General features: G+C 44.5%; 19 protein-coding genes. 10 read left to right on the top strand and 9 right to left on the bottom strand.

Going from position 1 to position 19,412, the window contains the following annotated elements:
- Nucleotides 1-25: 25 nt before the first annotated feature.
- Nucleotides 26-958 (bottom strand): M14 family metallocarboxypeptidase, encoded by a 933-nt coding sequence (locus FKQ60_RS09060; protein WP_158137221.1) that lies wholly within the window; start codon nt 956-958, stop codon nt 26-28.
- 74 nt (nt 959-1,032) lie between these two features.
- Complete coding sequence (gene pyrC, locus FKQ60_RS09055; protein WP_004396707.1) at nt 1,033-2,061, bottom strand: dihydroorotase; 1,029 nt, start codon at nt 2,059-2,061, stop codon at nt 1,033-1,035.
- Between the two features lie 201 nt (nt 2,062-2,262).
- Here pyrC and FKQ60_RS09050 point away from each other — a divergent pair, with 201 nt between their 5' ends.
- Complete coding sequence (locus FKQ60_RS09050) at nt 2,263-4,086, top strand: hybrid-cluster NAD(P)-dependent oxidoreductase (RefSeq protein ID WP_170906329.1); 1,824 nt, start codon at nt 2,263-2,265, stop codon at nt 4,084-4,086.
- Nucleotides 4,087-4,155: 69 nt separating this feature from the next.
- Here FKQ60_RS09050 and FKQ60_RS09045 read toward each other — a convergent pair whose 3' ends face one another.
- On the bottom strand, nt 4,156-5,262 hold the full coding sequence (locus FKQ60_RS09045) for a 1-acyl-sn-glycerol-3-phosphate acyltransferase (protein WP_170906328.1): 1,107 nt from the start codon (nt 5,260-5,262) through the stop codon (nt 4,156-4,158).
- A 178-nt stretch (nt 5,263-5,440) separates the two neighbouring features.
- Here FKQ60_RS09045 and FKQ60_RS09040 point away from each other — a divergent pair, with 178 nt between their 5' ends.
- A complete protein-coding gene (locus FKQ60_RS09040; RefSeq protein ID WP_170904476.1) occupies nt 5,441-6,049 on the top strand; it encodes an AraC family transcriptional regulator in 609 nt (202 codons plus the stop codon).
- Nucleotides 6,050-6,071: 22 nt separating this feature from the next.
- Here FKQ60_RS09040 and FKQ60_RS09035 read toward each other — a convergent pair whose 3' ends face one another.
- Both FKQ60_RS09035 and FKQ60_RS09030 read right to left on the bottom strand, forming a co-directional pair.
- The gene (locus tag FKQ60_RS09035) at nt 6,072-6,671 is read right to left on the bottom strand and encodes a hypothetical protein (protein WP_004396703.1); all 600 of its coding nucleotides are present in this window, start codon (nt 6,669-6,671) and stop codon (nt 6,072-6,074) included.
- 127 nt (nt 6,672-6,798) lie between these two features.
- A complete protein-coding gene (locus tag FKQ60_RS09030) occupies nt 6,799-7,098 on the bottom strand; it encodes a YfcZ/YiiS family protein (protein WP_004396702.1) in 300 nt (99 codons plus the stop codon).
- Between the two features lie 375 nt (nt 7,099-7,473).
- On the opposite strand from FKQ60_RS09030, the gene FKQ60_RS09025 reads away from it, so the two are divergent.
- Nucleotides 7,474-7,944 (top strand): TetR family transcriptional regulator, encoded by a 471-nt coding sequence (locus FKQ60_RS09025; protein WP_040905120.1) that lies wholly within the window; start codon nt 7,474-7,476, stop codon nt 7,942-7,944.
- Here FKQ60_RS09025 and FKQ60_RS09020 read toward each other — a convergent pair.
- Genes FKQ60_RS09020 through FKQ60_RS09010 form a run of 3 tightly spaced genes read right to left on the bottom strand, consistent with a single transcriptional unit; the run spans nt 7,941 to nt 10,611 of the window.
- On the bottom strand, nt 7,941-8,720 hold the full coding sequence (locus tag FKQ60_RS09020) for a heme ABC transporter ATP-binding protein (protein WP_154170751.1): 780 nt from the start codon (nt 8,718-8,720) through the stop codon (nt 7,941-7,943). The genes FKQ60_RS09025 and FKQ60_RS09020 overlap by 4 nt on opposite strands.
- Nucleotides 8,720-9,739, bottom strand: coding sequence for an iron ABC transporter permease (locus tag FKQ60_RS09015; protein ID WP_256593217.1), 1,020 nt, complete (start codon nt 9,737-9,739; stop codon nt 8,720-8,722). The genes FKQ60_RS09020 and FKQ60_RS09015 overlap by 1 nt, the downstream gene beginning before the upstream one ends.
- Before the next feature lie 17 nt (nt 9,740-9,756).
- Nucleotides 9,757-10,611 carry an ABC transporter substrate-binding protein gene (locus FKQ60_RS09010; protein ID WP_040905117.1) on the bottom strand — a complete coding sequence of 285 codons (855 nt, stop codon included), beginning with the start codon at nt 10,609-10,611 and terminating at the stop codon, nt 9,757-9,759.
- 196 nt (nt 10,612-10,807) lie between these two features.
- Here FKQ60_RS09010 and hutX point away from each other — a divergent pair, with 196 nt between their 5' ends.
- Nucleotides 10,808-11,311, top strand: coding sequence for a heme utilization cystosolic carrier protein HutX (hutX, locus tag FKQ60_RS09005; protein WP_158137226.1), 504 nt, complete (start codon nt 10,808-10,810; stop codon nt 11,309-11,311).
- A gap of 22 nt (nt 11,312-11,333) precedes the next feature.
- Nucleotides 11,334-11,864, top strand: a complete 531-nt coding sequence (hutZ, locus tag FKQ60_RS09000; protein WP_154170750.1) for a heme utilization protein HutZ — start codon at nt 11,334-11,336, stop codon at nt 11,862-11,864.
- A gap of 70 nt (nt 11,865-11,934) precedes the next feature.
- On the opposite strand, the gene FKQ60_RS08995 is transcribed toward hutZ, so the two are convergent.
- Nucleotides 11,935-12,510, bottom strand: coding sequence for a mechanosensitive ion channel domain-containing protein (locus FKQ60_RS08995; RefSeq protein ID WP_170906327.1), 576 nt, complete (start codon nt 12,508-12,510; stop codon nt 11,935-11,937).
- 576 nt (nt 12,511-13,086) lie between these two features.
- Between FKQ60_RS08995 and FKQ60_RS08990 the strand changes: the two genes are divergently transcribed.
- The 5 genes from FKQ60_RS08990 (at nt 13,087) to FKQ60_RS08970 (ending at nt 19,354) form a co-directional block, all read left to right on the top strand.
- Complete coding sequence (locus FKQ60_RS08990; RefSeq protein WP_202598167.1) at nt 13,087-13,911, top strand: tetratricopeptide repeat protein; 825 nt, start codon at nt 13,087-13,089, stop codon at nt 13,909-13,911.
- Nucleotides 13,912-14,219: 308 nt separating this feature from the next.
- Complete coding sequence (gene speA / locus FKQ60_RS08985; protein WP_170906326.1) at nt 14,220-16,130, top strand: arginine decarboxylase; 1,911 nt, start codon at nt 14,220-14,222, stop codon at nt 16,128-16,130.
- Complete coding sequence (gene speB / locus FKQ60_RS08980; protein ID WP_154170747.1) at nt 16,131-17,057, top strand: agmatinase; 927 nt, start codon at nt 16,131-16,133, stop codon at nt 17,055-17,057.
- A gap of 233 nt (nt 17,058-17,290) precedes the next feature.
- Nucleotides 17,291-18,457: a D-alanyl-D-alanine carboxypeptidase family protein gene (locus FKQ60_RS08975; RefSeq protein WP_154171212.1), complete on the top strand. Its 1,167-nt coding sequence runs from the start codon at nt 17,291-17,293 to the stop codon at nt 18,455-18,457.
- 552 nt (nt 18,458-19,009) lie between these two features.
- On the top strand, nt 19,010-19,354 hold the full coding sequence (locus FKQ60_RS08970) for a helix-turn-helix transcriptional regulator (RefSeq protein ID WP_004396691.1): 345 nt from the start codon (nt 19,010-19,012) through the stop codon (nt 19,352-19,354).
- Nucleotides 19,355-19,412 lie beyond the last annotated feature (58 nt).

Raw genomic sequence — 19,412 nt, 5'->3', positions numbered from 1 at the left:
ACTCACTTGCCGCTTACCTGCAACTTCAAGTCGTTTGGGTATAAATAGTTTTTGGGTATAAATAGTTTAAAGCGCCCACGATCGCTGCCACTTGAGCCGCATTACAGTCGTCACTATTGACCCGTGGACTGTCTGGGTACACTTCGGTGGTTGAGCAGTACTGGCTATTTGTGACTGAAGCGCATAAGCCGAGTTCTTTTACTGGGTAAACAATCACCCCTTCTTGGATAACCGGTGAGCCAATAATCTCACCTTGTTGATCGGCGGGTGCGATGTGAGTGACTTGGCGTACCGACTCAATAATTGCAGCTTGAAAATCCAACTGCGGATTCTCGCTGTCTCCTACCGTATAAAAGCCATCAGGAATATGCCCCGGCTGATAATCGACACCGTCGCGCGCCGCTAATGCGGGGCGAAATTCGTTTTCATCACTGTCGGTGGTTTCGTGCAGGTCAATATGGGCAAGTATCGCCGGTAGTTTGTCGACCAGCGCCATCAGGGAAGCCGACTCTTCTGCTGGACTGTTTGGATAAAAACAACGATTAGGATCTAACGCATTGGGGTTCCAGCGTTGAATCGTTTCGTACCCCCAAGGACTGACGCAAGGAACTACGACAATATTCATCTGTTCCGCGTAGCGGTAAGCCTGTTCGGTTAAAAATTGCAGAGCACCAAAAACACCACTGGTTTCATAACCATGTACTCCGCCAGTGACTAAAAGGGTTGGTTTATCCGCATGCCAAGGCTGAGTTTTAACACACAGCAGCGGATATCGCTCAGGGTCGTAAGACAGTGCGCCGTATTGCTCAACACAAAATTGCTCCGATAAAGCATTAATCGCCTCCACCACCGCTTGATAAGGGCGCTGAATCTTAGTTTGTGCACGCCAAGCCTGACGTTCTTGTTCGGTCCATGGTTGACCGCGTGTGCCAATGGGGTAACGATAAGCAGTAGTCATGACTTTCCCTAATGAGAGTTAGAAAAGTCATGAGCTTAAGCGTTATAAGCGGGTACTGCAATTGGTGTCTCGGTTTATTTCACCGTCCAGTGAATAGATTCACCAGCTCGTATTGGAACGACCATGTTGTTGCCAAACGGCATCGTATTAGGCACGGACCAAGCTTGCTTAGTTAACGTCACAGTATCCGTATTACGGGGTAAGCCATAAAAATCAGGCCCATTATGACTGGCAAATGCGGCAAGGTTTTCAAGCTTAGCTTGTTTCTCAAACACTTCGGCATACAGCTCAAGGGCAGCGTGCGCGGTGTATGATCCTGCGCAGCCACACGCGGACTCTTTTTGGCCTTGTGCATGGGGCGCGGAATCAGTGCCTAAAAAGAATTTTTTATTGCCAGAGGTGGCCGCGGCAACTAGGGCGTCTTGGTGGGTTGCTCGTTTGAGTATTGGTAAACAGTAGAAATGTGGACGAATGCCGCCGACTAACATGTGGTTACGATTGAACAGTAAATGATGTGCGGTGATCGTCGCGGCGACATTCTCCCCAGCTTGTTTGACAAAGGCGACGGCTTCTGCGGTCGTGATGTGTTCTAAGACAATTTTTAAGTTTGGGAAGTCGTTGACGATAGGCGCTAATACGGTCTCTAAAAAGGTCTTTTCGCGATCAAAGATATCGACATCCTGTGTCGTTACTTCGCCATGCACCAATAACAGTAATCCTTCTTGCTGCATCGCTTGTAGAACTGGGTAGATTTTTTTCGGGTCAGTGACACCAGAGTCAGAGTTGGTAGTCGCACCGGCTGGGTAAAGTTTCGCCGCTACAATCGCACCGGATGCTTTGGCTTTACGGATTTCATCAGGCGAAGTATTGTCGGTGAGATACAGAGTCATTAAGGGTTGAAAGTGAGCGCGAGGTTTAGCCGCTAAGATGCGTTCACGATAGGCAAGAGCCATATCAGTCGTGGTGACTGGTGGGACGGTGTTGGGCATGATCAGTGCACGTCCGTTATAGCGGCTAATGTCTCGAACCGTATCTTGTAAAACATCACCATCGCGTAGATGAACATGCCAGTCGTCGGGACGAGTCAGGGTAAAGGTTGTCATGAATTGCTCCCACCATGGAAAAGTTGAATGATTGGAGCCTAAACCATGTTCACGTACTTATGACGCAAACGCTTCCGTTTAGGCGACAGGATGATAGAGGAAAAGTGGTTTAATATCATCTTTTTCTTTGTTTTCGGCTTTTTATTTCCCTCGCTTTTCCGTTAGGCTTAGCGTCAATAAAAATACCAATAAGGAATCACCATGTCGGCTGTGCAGCTTTCACAAATTAGTATTTATCCCGTCAAATCGACGGCAGGTTTATCGCTGTCTACGGCTTGGGTTGAAAAACAAGGGTTGATGTTTGATCGCCGTTTCATGGTTGCTTTGGCGGATGGCAGTATGGTAACGGCGCGAAAGTACCCAGCTATGGTGGCGATTCGCTCAGCATTAACCGCCGATGGATTGATTTTTACTGCGCCAGGTCGTGTGCCCTTAACGCTGCGTTATAGTACGTTTAAACGCCAAGTGGCGCAGGCTCAAGTCTGGGATGATAATTTTACCGCTTATACCACCACCGACGAAGCGGATGATTGGTTCAGTGCTGCGTTGGGTCAGCGGGTTGAATTACTCTTTACAGGTGAGCAGTCCAATCGAGTACGCGAGAAAGTCGGCAGCAATGTCAGCTTTGCTGATGGTTATCCCCTGTTATTAATTAGCCAAGCGTCGTTGGATGAGTTGAACCGCCGTAGCCCAGAGCGACATAGCATGACGCAATTTCGAACCAACTTGGTCGTTTCTGGCGGTGAGCCTTTCATCGAAGATAGCTGGAAGCGGATCAGAATTGGTCAGGTTGAATTTGAACTGGTCAAACCCTGTGAACGCTGTATTTTGACTACGGTTGATATGAGTACGGGGCAGTTTCGCCCCAGTACGGAACCGTTAAGAACCTTAGCTCAATTTCGCGCCAATCAACGCGGCGGCGTGTTTTTCGGTCAAAACTTGATTGCCAAAAATGAAGGAATGATCTCGGTTAATGATCCGATCGAAGTCTTGGAATACAAAGAAAAAGAGCACTACCTTGACCAAGGACAGCGCCACTATCAAATGCGTTGCGTTGAACGCGAGACTATCGCCAATAATTTTGTGACTTTTTGGTTAGAGCCACAACGCAGTGATTTCCCCGAGTATTTCCCCGGCCAACATTTACCGATTGAAGTGATTATTGACGGTAAAGTGCATCATCGTCGCTATACGCTTTCTTCAAGCCCTTCTCGGCCGGGGCGTTTAGCGATTTCCGTTAAGGCGATCGATGGTGGGCAAGTGTCTCATTGGTTATTGGAACATCTTCAGGTGGGGGAGAGTTTAGTCGCCCAATCTGTTGAGGGAAATTTTCATTTGCGCGATGAGCATTTATCTCAGCCGCTATTATTCTTGTCTGCGGGCAGTGGCATTACGCCGATGTTATCGATGCTGCGTTATTTAGCGGACCACCAAATGATGCAAGATATTGTATTTTATCACCAATGCCGTAGTGAAGCCGATATTCCCGCTCGTGATGAGCTAGACGCTTTACGCTCTGCTCATTCGGGCTTAACGCTGATGATCAGTTTGACTCAGCCTTCTATCGATTGGCCTGCTTTAAAAGGACGACTATCCTTATCTCATCTCAAAAAAATAGAGAATGTGATACAGAGGCAGGTTTTTGTCTGTGGGCCAGATGGATTTATGCAAAAAGCGAAAAACCTGTTGCTGAAGCTAGGTGTTCCAGAAACGGCTTATCACCAGGAGGTCTTTACGGTGACACCATCGGTTAATCGAGCGTATCAGCCCCTCACCATCACACTCGATGGAAAGGCGTTTCAAGGCGATAACCAGACCACGTTGCTTGAGCAAGCCGAGCGAGCGGGTTTAAAAGTGGCCAACAGTTGTCGAGCGGGTTTTTGTGGCGCTTGTAAAGTGACGGTGCAATCGGGTCGTGTTGAACAACCGGAGACATTGGCTTTGCCCGATCATGAACGCCATCTTGGTAAAGTATTGGCGTGTTGCAGTGTTCCTGAAACCGATATTGAAGTAATAAGCTCATAAATCGGCGACAGGCCAAAAGAAAAAGCCACTCCTGAAATGTCAGGAGTGGCTCAATTAAGTGGGCAACAATTAAGCTTTATTGCGTACAGGATTGGCGTAACTGTCGAGCAAATAACGTTGAGCATCAACAGGGAGTTGAGCTAACTTCGCTTCCAGTTGCACTTTATGCTCATCCTGTATCTCCTCGTGGTCGACATTCGCCGCCAAGTAGTTGATTGGATAGAGACGATAATTAGCGTGAATTTGGCGATCAATTTCATCGGCTAAGGCTTCTGGAGTAGCAAAAGGTTCGCTAATTACGTCACCAAAGGCAACATGGATTCGTCCTTTTTCGCCAACAATCCCTTGAATAATGCTTTCAATATCTTCAAATTCGGCTTTTTGGTATTGGCCGTGAGTCGCTTTTTCATACAGTTCGCGTGCTTTGGCGATGTCGCAAGGGTCATTTTCGTAAGCAATCGATACCGGTACAATATTAAGTGATTGCATATATTCAGCAAAATCAACTTTTTGTTTACGTCCTTCGACATGAAACATTTTTAAAATCGCCGCATCAGTAAAATCGTTCCCATCTTTGGCTCGTCCTTCTTTCTGAGCGATCCAGATCGAGTTACCCGTCTCCAGCGAGTGCTTAATGTAGCCTGATAGCGTACCGAGCATCTTCATCATTTCGCGCGGTCCTTTAGCAGAACGTTGCACGATAAAGCTTTTATTCAGACGCATTAATTCCGTGGCACAGGGTTTCTTCAATAAGTTATCGCCAATCGCAATGCGTACCGTTCGATGGCCGCTTTTATGCAGACCATAATTAACTAACGCAGGATCCATGGCGATATCGCGATGATTAGAGATAAAAAGGTAAGAGCGATTTTTATCTAATTGATCAAGCCCACTATAAGTAACGCCATTGGTGGTATGTTCCAAGGTTTGATCGAGATATTTCTTTACCTCTAGCTGAATGGCTTCAACCGAAGTCAGTTTGGCCCACTTAAATTTCAAATAGATTTTTACGATAGGGCTCAATAGTGGTCTGAGCCAAGCAGGTTGGTGAGCAAAACGGTGCTGCAAAATCGCCGAGATAAATTCTTCATCATTGATTAAACGGTCAAGCGCCGCAGGAATTTCATCGTCATTATAAGGACGTATATCTAAATAAGGATCGTTGGTTGAGGTCATAGTATTGTACATCAAATAAAAAGCTCGCCTATTCTACGCATACTCTGAGTGACTCGCAGCTATCATAAGCACATAATTTACAAGGTCAGACCAGAATCAGTCTGATAAGGTTCAGTTCAGTTGGCTTTTTTATCAAGAAGCGTTACTCTTAGCGCCCTTAAAATGCATGAGGCCAACCATGAACTACGCGATTCAATCTGAAACTTGTACTTTTCCTTATTTGCAAGTGACGGCGCGAAAACGAACGAGTAAGCATAGCTTAATCCAAGTGAATCACGGTTTAGTCTTATTTCGACTTGGCAAACATGAATACGCCATAGAAGCCCACCAAGCATTATGGATCCCCATCGATTGCTTGTGTGCATTAACTTTTTTTCCGAATACTCAAATCACACGAGTGGATTTTTCAGTGCGCTTGCGCTGTCCGTTTCCTTCGCAGGCTGGAACGATTAAACACAATGACTTGAGCAGCAGTATTTTACAACGCTTACAACAGCCTGTCTCTACAACTCCAGTGTATCCTCATTTATTGCAAGTGCTGAAGTATGAAGTACAAAACTTTGAACCCAAACTCAAACTCACCGGTTTAAGCCAAGTATTGAGTCAATGGACGCCAGACAGCCATCTTGGGATCAGTAAAGAGTATCATTTGGCATTATTGGTGCGTGAGGCACGAAAGCGCCGTCTATCAGGGGTAAAAGAAGCGCTAATTATTGAGACTCTATTTGCCAGTCAAGTTGAACAGTATCAACAACTGTGTCAATTGATTTTAGGTGAGCAACCTTAATTCATTTCAGCCAAGCTAATCCTTATCGGGCGACGGCTCCGCCTAAGGTAAGATTGGTCGGCCATTGTTGAATCTGATTCCCTCCTAAAAAGATGTTGCCATTGACCGTCATGGTGTCTGGAAAACGGGTGATCTGGGAGCCGCCAATATACAGATCACCTTGAACGACCAAGCCTTCTGGAAGTTCGGTTAGCGGGGTTCTGACGACGCTTAGATCTCCCTTAACGACCAACCTTGGCGGTAGCTGCTCAAGCGGGGTATCGGTCAAATTGATGTACCCTCCGACATTAACGCCAGCAGGCCAACGGGTGATTTGTGAGCCGAGTAGATTCGCATAACCACGAATAAAGGTTCCACGAGGGATACGTTGCAGTTGGCTATTGCTTGCTTCCAAACTGCCTTCTACACGAAGTTGAGGGGGTAGACGTTTAATCGAGGTTTGCGCAATATTAAGGTTGCCTTTGACTTCAAGGCCATTAGGCAATTCAGTATAAGGTTTATTGCGTAAATTGAGGTTGCCATAATTATCTAAATGGTTGAGTATTTTATAATAATCAAGAGGGATGGCGAGCAAAGGCAGTGCGCATAGTAAGCTCAATACACCCAGTAACCAGCGCCGCATGGCTGACATCCTTGTGTTGGTGACCACGGTAAAAGTATCGGTCTAATGCTGCGGATTTTCAATGAATGGTTGTCTCTTTGTATTGCTGCGGGTATCAGGCGAGCGAGTGATCGCTCACCTGAGCACTTTAGCGGAATAATGAACGCGACTTGAGCTCAAAAATCAACTTTTCCGCACTGACTTCAAATTTGAATTGAGCATGCAGTTTATTGGCTTCTTGAGTAGGAAGAATTTGATATTCAACGTTGGCACACACTTGTTGAGCGAGTTGTAGGTATTTATCAAACTCTTGTTGAAGTAAATCTTGTTCGGTCGCAAAAATGGTGACTTCGGCAACTTCGTCACCTTCTTTAATGATAAATCCCATTTCTCCGGCAACACCACAGGCTTCACATACTTCATCTTCTACGTAGCATTGATTGGTCATCTCATTATCCTCTTATAAAAACTAAGGCTATTTTAGCCTGCTATGATGTCGCTTACCACTTAATATCCGCTTTCTATCGGATTGGTTCATGTTGATATCAGTTGAAGTGGAATCTCGATCAATCAATGATTCATACTATGATTGAGTAGTCAGTGCAGCGTAGATGAACGATGAGTACGTGGCAATATCTTGTGATATGCGTCAAGAATTTGTGAGAATGAGTGACAGTTTTTTGTCATAATGCTACCGGTTTCATTGCCTTCACTAGGACTTTGTAAGATGATCCCGACGGTTTGCTGACTATTTAACCTCGCAAGAACAACAGTCTTTGAACTATCTAGCCGAATAATCACCCTTTGATGAAGAGCATGAGCCATGCCAAAACGTAGTAAAGAAGATACTGAAATTACGATTCAAAGAATTATGGATGCCGTTATCGATCAACTGCTCAGGTTGGGCTACGACAAAATGTCTTACACCACATTAAGTCAGCAGACTGGGGTCTCGAGAACGGGTATTAGTCATCACTTCCCTAAGAAAACCGATTTTGCGTTAGCGTTAGAAAGCAAAATTTTTCACCAATTCACGGAACATTTAGAGCTAGAACAAGGATTGAATGAATTTGCAGAAAGCTGGTTGAAGGCGCTACGCACGACTCCGGCTTTTATGGCAACACTGCGTTTATTGTTTCAACATGTGGTCATGGCTGAGCGTGCCGAGTTTTTTTCAGCGCAAATGATGACTCGGCTTTATAAACTGGTTGACGACAAATGGGGACCACAAAGTCGCCAACAATTAGAGTGGTTGATTGGTAAATCGATCATTGCGATGAGTGAGCTTGATTAAACCGGGTAGACCATTGGGAAATCTAACGTCGGGTGAGGGGCGACCATCGAATGATGGTCATAGACCTGCTTGATCATCTCGGCGCTCAGAGCTTGCCACGGTGGAGCATCACAGACAATGTGTCCTTGATGAAGAATCACCATCCGATCGGCGTATTGCGCCGCTAAGTTCAAATCATGTAAGACAATCACGACGGCGCATTGTTCTTCACGAGCTAACTGACGAGCGATAAGCAAGGTATTATGTTGGTGCGCCAAGTCTAATGCCGACGTGGGTTCATCAAGCATTAAGACTTTTTGCTCACCGGATTGATGCAGTTGGGTGAGCACTCTTGCTAAATGTAAACGCTGTTTTTCTCCGCCTGAGAGTTCAGGATAGAGCCTATTAGCTAACGGTAAAACATCGGTCTTTTGCATATAATAACGCGCTAATTGCCGAGTTTGTCGATGGCCAATATCAAGCGGGATCGCACCAAGTTCGACCACTTCTTGAGCCGTAAATGGAAAGTTTAATGAGCTACTTTGCGGTAAAATACCGACATGTTTTGCTAAGGTCTTTGCTGACCAGTTTTCGCGAGGTTGGCCGAAGAAACGAATGCGAGAGTGGGTGTCAATCTCGCCACTTAACGCTTTCAATAAGGTACTTTTCCCCGCACCATTAGGACCAAGTAAAGCAGTGACTTCGCCATGATGGAGTTCAATATTGATATCTTTTAATATCGATTTTGAATGAAAACAGACCGTTAAGTGATGCGCTTGAATCGCTGGAGTAAGCATTAAAACAGTTTCCCTTTTTGTTTAAACAGTAAATAGAGAAAAAAGGGAGCACCGACGAGCGCTGTGACAATCCCGATCGGTAATTCACTTGGTGCAACGGCAACTCGGGCAAACATATCGGCGCAAGTCAGCAGTAATGCACCAAGGAGAGCGGAGACGGGTAATAAATATCGATGATCAGGGCCAACGAGCATCCGCCCTAAATGGGGCACGACCAAGCCGACAAAACCAATCATCCCAGCCACGCTGACCGTGATACCAACGCCTGCGGCGCAAAGTATGATCAGCGCTCGCTTGAGTTGCTGAGTGCCAATACCTAGGTGGCGAGCTTCCGATTCACCCAGCAAAAGCGCATTCAGTGCCATCGCTCGACGATGAAAGCAATAAGCTAATATTCCCAGTGCGAATAGACACAAATAGATTTGTGGCCAATTAGCACCAGCAAATGAACCCATCGACCATAGGGTTAGATCACGCAGCATTTGATCGTCAGCCAGAAAATTTAAATAGCCAATCCCTGCCCCAGAAAGCGCACTGATCGCTACGCCAGCCAATAGCATGATGGTCACTGAAGTTCCTAATTGACTGGTGCCTAGTCGATAAACCAGTAACGTTGTTAATACTCCGCCGATAAAAGCACACAAGGGGAGCGTGAACATGTTCATCCATGTGGCATTCAATTCAAAAGAGGCGAGTAATACAATGGCGAGCGCTGCGCCTAATGATGCACCTGCAGATACCCCAATGATCCCTGGTTCAGCGAGAGGGTTACGAAACAAGCCCTGCATAACAACCCCGCAGAGCGCTAATATTGCGCCAACCAATAAACACAGGAGAGTGCGTGGGAGACGAATTTGGTGAATAACCAGATTAATATGAGTCGCAATATCATCAGAGCGAAATAGTAAGCTATATAGGCTATCTCGAAAACTGATCGACATAGGTCCAACGGTAATGGAAGCTAAACTTAATATTCCCAAACTTAGCGCTAAGGCAATAAGTAATAGATGAATAGGCACATGACGTAACACGGCTATTATCCCTTTGGATAGAGCAGCGCTTGCAAACGCAGTGCTTCTTGAATGGTTTTTAGGCCGACGCCGCCGACGAGTGCATGACCATCAATGGTAATGATGCGTTGATGGATACCCGCAGGTGTCGCTTTTAACATCGGCAGTGCTTCTAGAATCGCCTCTGCTCCGCCGAGCTGATCATAGCTACGGCCACTGACCAAAATAACGTCTGGCTGCATGGTGATCAGCGCTTCCATCGATAAGGGTTTATAGGCTGAAATCATCTCGGCAGCAGGATTACGAGCGCCAGCTAAAGTGATCAGCGTATCAGGAATGGTATTTGAGCCCGCGACGTTGGCTGCTCGCCCTTCATGGAGCAGTAAAAATAGCACCTTGAGTGGCGATTGATCAGGCTGTCCCTCTTTAAGTTGCTCTAATGTCCCATTCACTTGATGTTTTAATGTTTTCGCTACCGATTGGCGGTCAATTAACTGGGCGATTTGATCGATACGTTCAAGCAAACCTTGCGGATGAGGATCACTGTTGATGATATTGACTTTGACACCTGCAGAGCGTAGCTGGCGTAGGGTACTTTCTGGTCCCATTTCCTCTGAGCCAATTAATTGGGTTGGATTCAACGCTAACAAGCCTTCTGCCGAGAGCTGTCGATGATAACCCACTTGAGGTAATTCACGCGTGCGCGGTTCATTGCTGGTTACATCAACCGCAATGAGCTGATCTTGTCCACCTAACGCAAAGATAAGTTCAGTAACACTGCTCCCTGCACTGATCACACGCTCCGCTGCCGATAAATGATGAGCGCACAAGAGGAATAAAACACTGGCAAGTCGCCGAATAAAAGGTATGGACAATTTCATAATGCTGCTCATTAACTAAATGGGCCACGTTATACCCAGCCTACATGAAGCTGCCGCGGTATTGGCTATTTCTGGTTTCAAGAGCGCAAATTATTACTCATAATACAAACAATATCAATTATCAATTGCATTATCGTTTGTGTCTAATTATTCTTAGCCGCGTTGAGGTACTCACGTAATTGTATTGGATAACAAAATGGAACAATTATCACACCAAGTGGCGCAGTTATTAAATGATGAGCCCGCATTACTCCCAGCACAGATTGCTGAACGTTTAAGCGTGAGTGAATTTGCTGTCGTGTCTGCTTTTCCTAACGAAATGGTTACCCTGCTCTCGGGTGATCATGCGCAGATGGTATTAACGGAGATTGCTGATTGGGGGACAAACGTGACCACTATCGTGCAGTCATTTGGCTCTATTTTTGAAATCAAAGCCCCGTTACCGAAGGGTAAAATGGCGCGTGGTTACTACAACTTGTTGGGGCAACCAGGCCAACTTCATGGCCACTTAAAATTAGAGTTGATTGATCACGTTGCTTTGGTCAGTAAACCTTTTATGGGGCGAGAGAGCCACTATTTTGGTTTTTTCACTCAGCAGGGGGATTCTATTTTTAAGATTTATTTAGGCCGCGATGACAAGCGAGAGCTTATCGCTCAGCAGGTCGATCGTTTTCAAACGATGCAACAACAATTTAAATAATTGCCTGGTAAGGAGAACGTCAATGGAACAGCAAGTTAAACAAGAAAGACTACAAGGCCGTTTAGAGCCAGAAATTAAAGAGTTTCGTCAACAGCGCACGACATTACAGCTCGCGACGGTTGATGCACAAGGTAAACCAAATGTAAGTTATGCTCCCTTTGTACAAAATCAAGCAGGCTACTTTATTCTGATTTCTCATATTGCGCGTCATGCGCGTAATTTAGCGGTCAACCCTCAAGTATCGATCATGATGATTGAAGATGAATCGACGGCTAAGCAGCTGTTTGCCCGCAAGCGGTTAACGTTTGATGCCCAAGCGAGCATGATTGAACGTCACTCGCCGCTATGGCAACAGGTGATTGAACAAATGCAACAGCGATTTGGTGACATTATTGATAACCTCAGTCAACTTGAAGACTTCTCACTATTTTGCTTAAAGCCAGAGCATGGATTGTTTGTGAAAGGTTTTGGACAAGCGTATCAAGTGTCAGGGGATGATCTGGTTGATTTTGTTCATCTTGAAGAGGGGCATCGTCAAATCGCGAACGCGTAGTCGTTCGGAGATACACGGTTTGGACATCAAAGGCTGATTATTCAGCCTTTGATCAGGGTAGCGGTGAACATCAATCAATACTTCGATGTGCTAGCTTTGGTAATTGTTTTTTTTGTGTTTTTCTGGCACTTTTTTCGGGAGCTTTGGCGAGAACCACAACTGGACGAACAATAAATAAATTATTCGGGTAGAGAACTCGATTACCGTCTAAGGTTTCGAGTACGACATTAAATAGCGTCATATCTACCAATCGTCCTTCGATAAAGTTACCCCCATCGATGATTTTTACCCAAGATCCGATTCGGCAGTGATTTTGGATAAACAGCACTAAGAAGGAGGTAATATTACTGAGTAAAGACCAGCTTGCGAATAAAGCCACCCCGATCAAAGCAAACAACGAAGAGCCGATCACCAATAGCCCACGTAATTCGATCCCCCAGATCATCATGACCCCTAAGAGAATCATCACAAAAAGCGAGGTTTTGAGGAGCCATTTAACCCGCTGTAATCGGTCACTATCTTCCCGTTGCCCAACGGTTTTATCCAATACCCGCAAACTCAAAAAAACCAGTTTAGGATAGAGCAGTAAGATGAGCACAGAGAGTGCCCATTGGTAGTTATCTTGTAATAAAGAAAGCACTTGCATAATACAGTTATCCTCTTCCTACTTGAAACGCAGCGATGCTGGCTAGGTTCGTTGCTCTCCAATCGTATGGTTTATCTATCTTTATAGGGATGATGAGAGTCATGCTCGACTCTTATCTGTCGCTTACCTGCAATGGTAAGTGATGTGAGATGAATCCATTAAATGGCAGTGAAAATAACTGAAATACACGGAATTTCAATCGAATTCTTTTCGTGGAGGTAGGATAGAGAAAGTATGGATAGAGTTCGAAACAATTTTTATGCTGCTTGTTAAGCGTTTTGATGATTTTTTGACTTAAATTTGTTAATATTAACGCTTAATTATAAAAAATAGGCCCGTTTTTTGGTTGCTGATGCTTTGAATTGAAATATTTTCCATTGGCATCTCCAAGTCATATAAGGTGAGTGGTGGATGAACAGGGTGTGTATTTCCATGATTCTGATGATCATGTGATAAGTCGAAATCATGCCGTTAATATCGACACCACTGCAAGCTAAATCAATCGCTAAACGAAACGTGGCAGTAAAACAGTAAGGAGCGTAGTACGTGCGACACATTTACCGAATAATCTTTGCCATGGTGATGCTGATAGGGTCAGTCGCTTGGGCACAGGAAGATCGTGAGCCGCCATATTCAGAATCGCCACTTTTGGATAGGCCATTAGTCGAACGTTACATCCTCGATGAATTGAGAGCATTACGTCAGGATCAACAAGATTTAGAACGTCGCTTAACCATTCAAATTACCGACCGTGAATTGTCCGTCGCCGATCGGTCACTGAGTTATTCTAATGTTACCGTGACTTACTTTTTCTATGTCATTGCTGGTGTGGCTTCTTTAGTGGCTTTAATTGGTTGGCAATCGCTGCGTGAAGTAAAACATAATACTCGGGAGATGGCCGATAAAAGCATTAATAAAATCGCTCAAGAATATGAACGTAAGTTTGTCGCTTTAGAGCAAGATTTAAAGCGAAAAAGCCGGATTATCACTGACAATAACCGTGAAATTGAAGTGATTAATGAGATCCATAATTTATGGCTGAGATCGCAAAGTGTGCAGACGGCAGAACAGCGAATTGAAGTGTATGACGAAATCCTCAAAATTCGTCCTGGCGATCTCGAAGCGTTAACCTATAAAGCTGATGCCGTTATGGAAATGCAAGAATATCACTGGGCGATGAGTTTATGTAACCGAGTGTTAGAACTCGATGACGATAACGGGCCTGCGTTGTATCAGCGCGCGTGTGCTTATGCTCGTTTAGGCGCAGATGAACAAGCGTTGGAAGATATTCAACGGGCGATAGAGATAAGCCCTTCAATGCGCGATTTAATTCTTGAAGAGCCCGATTTTGAATCGCTGTACAGTAACAAAAACTTCAATGCGTTAATCAACCACAATTAAGATTGTCCTTTGGTACTTAAAGCCGCGATAGCGATTTGGATAATTTTGGCGATTTAACAACCAAATGGCTCAGGCTTCTCTAATCGATGAAAGGCGTTCATTGACTGTCTATGGAGCGATGGAATACGGAGGTTTTTATGATTTTTGCTCATTGGTGCTAGCCATAACTAAAGCTTGTCTTAACGACAAATTATTATCATTAGACACACCCTCTCTTTTCACCGATAAAGCGCGTGACATTTAGGGTGTCAGGTGTGATGGCATGATGTGGCTGTCACTACATTCTCTCTGTTTTTGTGAGATATCAAGTGGAAAAATCATCCAAATTAGATCGTGTTCGTGCGGACTACAATGTTCATTATTGGAGCCAAGGTTTTTATGGCATTGATGACCATGGTGAAGTGACCGTGTCACCAAGAAAGGATAATGCTCATCCGACCGCATTGAGCTCGATAGTCAAACAACTTGAAGCTCGTAATCTTAATCTTCCGGTATTGGTTCGTTTCCCACAGATTCTGCACCAACGTGTGCACAATATTTGTGACGCTTTTAATCAAGCGATTGAAGAGTGTGATTACCCTAATAAATATTTGTTGGTCTATCCGATTAAAGTGAACCAACAAAAAGAAGTAGTGGACGAAATATTAGCCAGTCAAGCTGAACTCGAAACTAAGCAATTGGGCCTTGAAGCAGGCAGTAAACCCGAGTTGCTCGCCGTGCTAGCGATGGCGCAACAAGCCAGTTCAGTGATCGTTTGTAATGGTTATAAAGATCGCGAATACATTCGTTTAGCGTTAATCGGTGAAAAACTAGGTCACAAAGTTTTCATCGTCTTGGAGAAGCTGTCAGAACTTGACCTGATCCTAAAAGAAGCCAAAAGTCTTGGCGTGAAACCTCGTCTAGGGCTCCGTATTCGTTTAGCGTCGCAAGGGGCGGGTAAATGGCAATCCAGTGGCGGTGAAAAATCCAAATTTGGTTTAGCGGCTTCACAAGTGTTAACAGTGGTCGAGCGTCTGCGAGCTGAAAATCAACTTGAAGCTTTGCAACTGGTGCACTTCCATTTAGGTTCACAAATGGCCAACATTCGTGACGTACGTAATGGGGTCAATGAAGCTGCTCGTTTTTATTGTGAGCTCAGAGAGCTTGGTGCGCAGATCGATTATTTTGATGTCGGCGGCGGTTTAGCGATTGATTATGACGGTACGCGAAGCCAATCATCGAACTCGATGAACTATGGTTTACAAGAATACGCACGCAACATTGTCAATGTTGTTGCTGATATGTGTAATCTGTATGAGCAACCGAAACCGATTATTATTTCTGAATCCGGTCGCTCAATCACCGCTCACCACGCGGTGTTGATTACCAATGTTATTGGTATAGAAGCGTATATGCCTGAGCAGATCAGCGAGCCAGAAACGGATGCGCCGGTGCTGATGCAAAATATGTGGCGCAGTTGGGAAACCTTACGAGAAGGTACCGATGCACGTGCATTAATTGAAATTTATAATGATACGCAAAGTGATTTATCAGAAGCGCATACTCTGTTTGCTTCGGGCGTGATCAACTTACAACACCGTGCATGGATTGAGCAGCTTTCACTGCGTATTTACTATGAATTACGTTTGAAAATGAGCACTAAGAATCGTTTCCATCGCCCCATTCTTGATGAGCTGCAAGAAAGATTAGCGGACAAATTCTTTGTTAACTTCTCTTTATTTCAATCATTACCGGATGCATGGGGTATTGATCAAGTGTTCCCTGTGCTTCCTTTGTCCGATTTACAAAATGTTGAAGATCGCCGTGCCGTCATGCTAGACATCACCTGTGATTCAGACGGTGCGATTGAGCAGTACGTTGAGGGGCAAGGGATTGAAACGACTCTTCCGGTGCCGGCTTGGTCAAAGGATAAACCGTATTTAATGGGCTTTTTCTTAGTGGGTGCTTATCAGGAGATTTTGGGTGATATGCACAATCTGTTTGGTGATACCCACAGTGTGGTGGTCAATATTACTGACAGCGGAGACGCAGAAATTACCTCGATCAATGAAGGCGATACCGTAGAAGACATGATGCGCTATGTGCATATTGATGTTGATGCGATTCGTGCTAATTACCGTCAATTGGTCAGCCAACGTGTGGCGGCCGCAGAGCAAGAGATTGTTTTAGCAGAGCTAGAGCAAGGCTTGAGTGGTTATACTTATTTAGAGGATTTTTAAATGAATGATTTGTTTACGAAAACTGATTATTCACTCTACTCCAATGCGATGACCTTTGTCCGTCGTCCGTATGTGAGAAACCCGATTGATAGCGATGCCGATGTGGTCGTACTGGGTGTGCCGTTAGATATGGCGACTTCAGGTCGTTCTGGCGCTCGTATGGGGCCAGATGCGATTCGTCGTGCTTCAGTGAATCTTGCTTGGGAAGGAAAAAAATTCCCATGGGATTTCAACTTATTTGCCCAGACGAAAGTGATTGACGCTGGTGATTTAGTGTTCGATTGCGGCGATGCGGAAGATTTTACCTATCGTCTTGAAGCGGCGGCGGGTGAAATCATCAAAAATGGTAAAACCTTGTTGGCTCTCGGGGGCGATCACTTTGTGACCTTACCGATTTTGCGTGCTCATGCTAAGCAGTTCGGTGAAATGGCGCTGATTCATTTTGATGCACACACGGATACTTATGCTAATGGCAGTGCTTATGATCATGGGACGATGTTTTATCATGCGCCGAAAGAGGGATTGATTTCCCCTAAACATTCGGTGCAAATTGGTATTCGTACTGAGTATAAGCAAGAAGGGCATGGCTTTAATGTTATCAACGCGATGCAAGCCAACGATATGTCGGTGGAAGAGATTGTGCAGCAAATTCGCACTATCATTGCAGACAAACCGGTATATTTAACCTTTGATATCGATTGCCTCGATCCAGCGTTTGCTCCAGGTACTGGTACACCGGTGTGCGGTGGACTTAATACCGATAAAATTTTGAAAATTATTCGCGCGTTGAAAGGTATCAACTTAGTCGGGATGGATGTGGTTGAAGTCGCTCCTGCCTACGATCAAAGTGAAATGACCGCGCTAGCTGGTGCCACCATCGCACTAGAATTGCTGTACGTTTGGTCAGCCAATCAAAATAAAGCCTAAATTTTTTGGCTGCATCTACTTTCAAACCGAGTCATCAGGCTCGGTTTTTTGTTAACTAACGCACACATTCTCAGTGATAAAGGCGAATTGTTGGCACTTTTCGCTTTTCCAGTGGTTAAGTATGGGAAGGCTTGTTACGTTCATTTACACTACTGTAAGAGTGAGTAAAGAAAAACAGGGTAATCTAGTCAGTTAGTTATACTATTTTTCTCTTTGATTTTGGGATGCGAGTTATGAAAAATATCAAGTCTATTGTCGTTTCTGCGACGTGCTTGTCTTTTATTCCCCTGGTAAGTAATGCAACACCGATTGTGGTACCCAATCCTCCGCAGCTTTCTGCGAAAGGTTATGTCTTGATGGATTACCATACGGGTACGGTTTTAGTTGAACACAATGCTCATAATAAATTGAATCCAGCGAGTTTAACGAAACTGATGACGTCATACGTTGCCGGACAAGAAATGAAGCGGGGTAACATTAGCCCTGATGATCAAGTGGTAATTAGCCAAAGAGCATGGGCGAGAAACTTTCCCGATTCCTCAAAAATGTTTATTGAGGTAGGCACGAAAGTCAATATGATGGATTTGTATCGCGGCTTGATTGTTCAATCTGGTAATGATGCGAGTGTGGCTATCGCAGAACATGTGGCTGGTTCTGAAAATGCGTTTGTTGATTTAATGAATTCTTGGGCTGCAACGCTTGGGCTAACGAATACGGCGTTTACCAATCCGCATGGATTAGACAGTTCAGGTCTATACAGTACGCCTTATGATATCGCTAAGCTGGCGCAAGCGATTATTCGTGATCTACCAGAAATTTACCCGCTCTATAGTGAAACGTCGTTTACTTATAACGGCATCACTCAATACAACCGTAACGGTTTATTACGTGATCGGAGCATGAATGTCGATGGTATGAAGACAGGGTTTACTAGCGGGGCTGGTTTTAGTCTAACCACCTCGGCGACCAATGGTAACATGCGTTTGATCTCTGTCGTTATGGGTTCCAATAGCGCTAAAGGCCGAGAAGCCGATAGTAAGCAGTTGCTAAGCTATGGCTTCCGTTTCTTTGAAACCATAGCGCCTCATCAAGCTGGAGAGCCGATTGAGCAGGCGAGAGTGTGGATGGGCAAAAAAGATCAGTTACCTGTTGGGGTCGCTGAGACAACCTATTTAACTGTGGTTAAAGGTGAGTTACCTAAGCTCAGTGGCTTGATCGAAATGAATAAGGATTTACAAGCCCCGATCCAAAAAGGTGATATTGTTGGTAAAGTGATTTATCAAGTCGATGATCGCAAGGTCGGTGAAGCTTCCTTGGTGGCTTTAGAAAGCGTTGAGCAAGGCGGTTGGTTTAAACGAACCTTAGATAGAATCAAACGTTTATTCGCAAGCTGGTTTTAAAATCCCTTTATCATAAATGACACAGCAGAGAAATTTTTTCTCTGCTGTGTCTCTTTTCTATGTATGGTGATGCAAAGGAGGTTATCGATATCTCTCTAGGGTCTGTTTATCTTTCGAGCTGATTTTTGCAGCAGTTTGTGGCTTCTTTATACAAGGCAGAGGCTTTGATATGTAGTTACTCTACCTGAGAAGCCGATAACGCCGTAGAAAGGAGCCACAAACGCTGCCCGAAGGGTTCGGCTAAAAGTGTTTTACTCTTTGTTGAGAGGTATTTTGCCTAGAATAACTAGGCTACAAACATCTCGCCGCGATTAAAACACTTTTATCTCGAACAAAATTTAACCGCGAAAGATAAACAGACCCTAGTGCTCGCTCATCCTATTTATCGCTTGATCAATGTATTTAATGAGCTAGCTATCGCCAGCGGTCGAGTGATATTAAAAATTAAGTTAAATAAATTTAAACAGACCTTAACTTCCCACTGACATCATCACGGAGCCTTTTTGTCATCCTGTGCAATGATTACCTGTTGCACTCGTTAAAGGATAAATAATGGAGTTTAGCGCTGAAGACCGCCAAGCCTTATACAACGTATGGATGTCACAAAAAGCCAAAATGCATTTAACTCAGATGCAGATGGCGAAACGACTCAACTTAACCCAAGTAGAGTTTTCTCAACTTCTGCGCGGTGATAGTCCTTTGTCGATGACTTTTATTAGCCAGTTTTGTCGACATTTGCATATTGAACCCCATATGGTGATACCAAGTTTAAAAACGGCGGCTGCTTATAATCAGCAAGCGATCAGTTTAACCAGTCGTGTGATCATTGATGGTGATATTCAGCATGTGTCAATAGAAGGTAATCAAGTGATTATTGAATATGTTCATTATGCTTAATGGTTGTAAAGGATAAGGTCCGGTAGTCTAAAAATTAAAAAAATTCTGATGGGCTAAT

The sequence above is a fragment of the Vibrio sp. A11 genome (assembly GCF_013048705.1).
In the GTDB taxonomy this organism is placed as follows: domain Bacteria; phylum Pseudomonadota; class Gammaproteobacteria; order Enterobacterales; family Vibrionaceae; genus Vibrio; species Vibrio metschnikovii.
The sequence above is the reverse complement of the archived record's forward strand: the minus strand, read 5'-3'. Positions and strand labels throughout refer to the sequence as shown.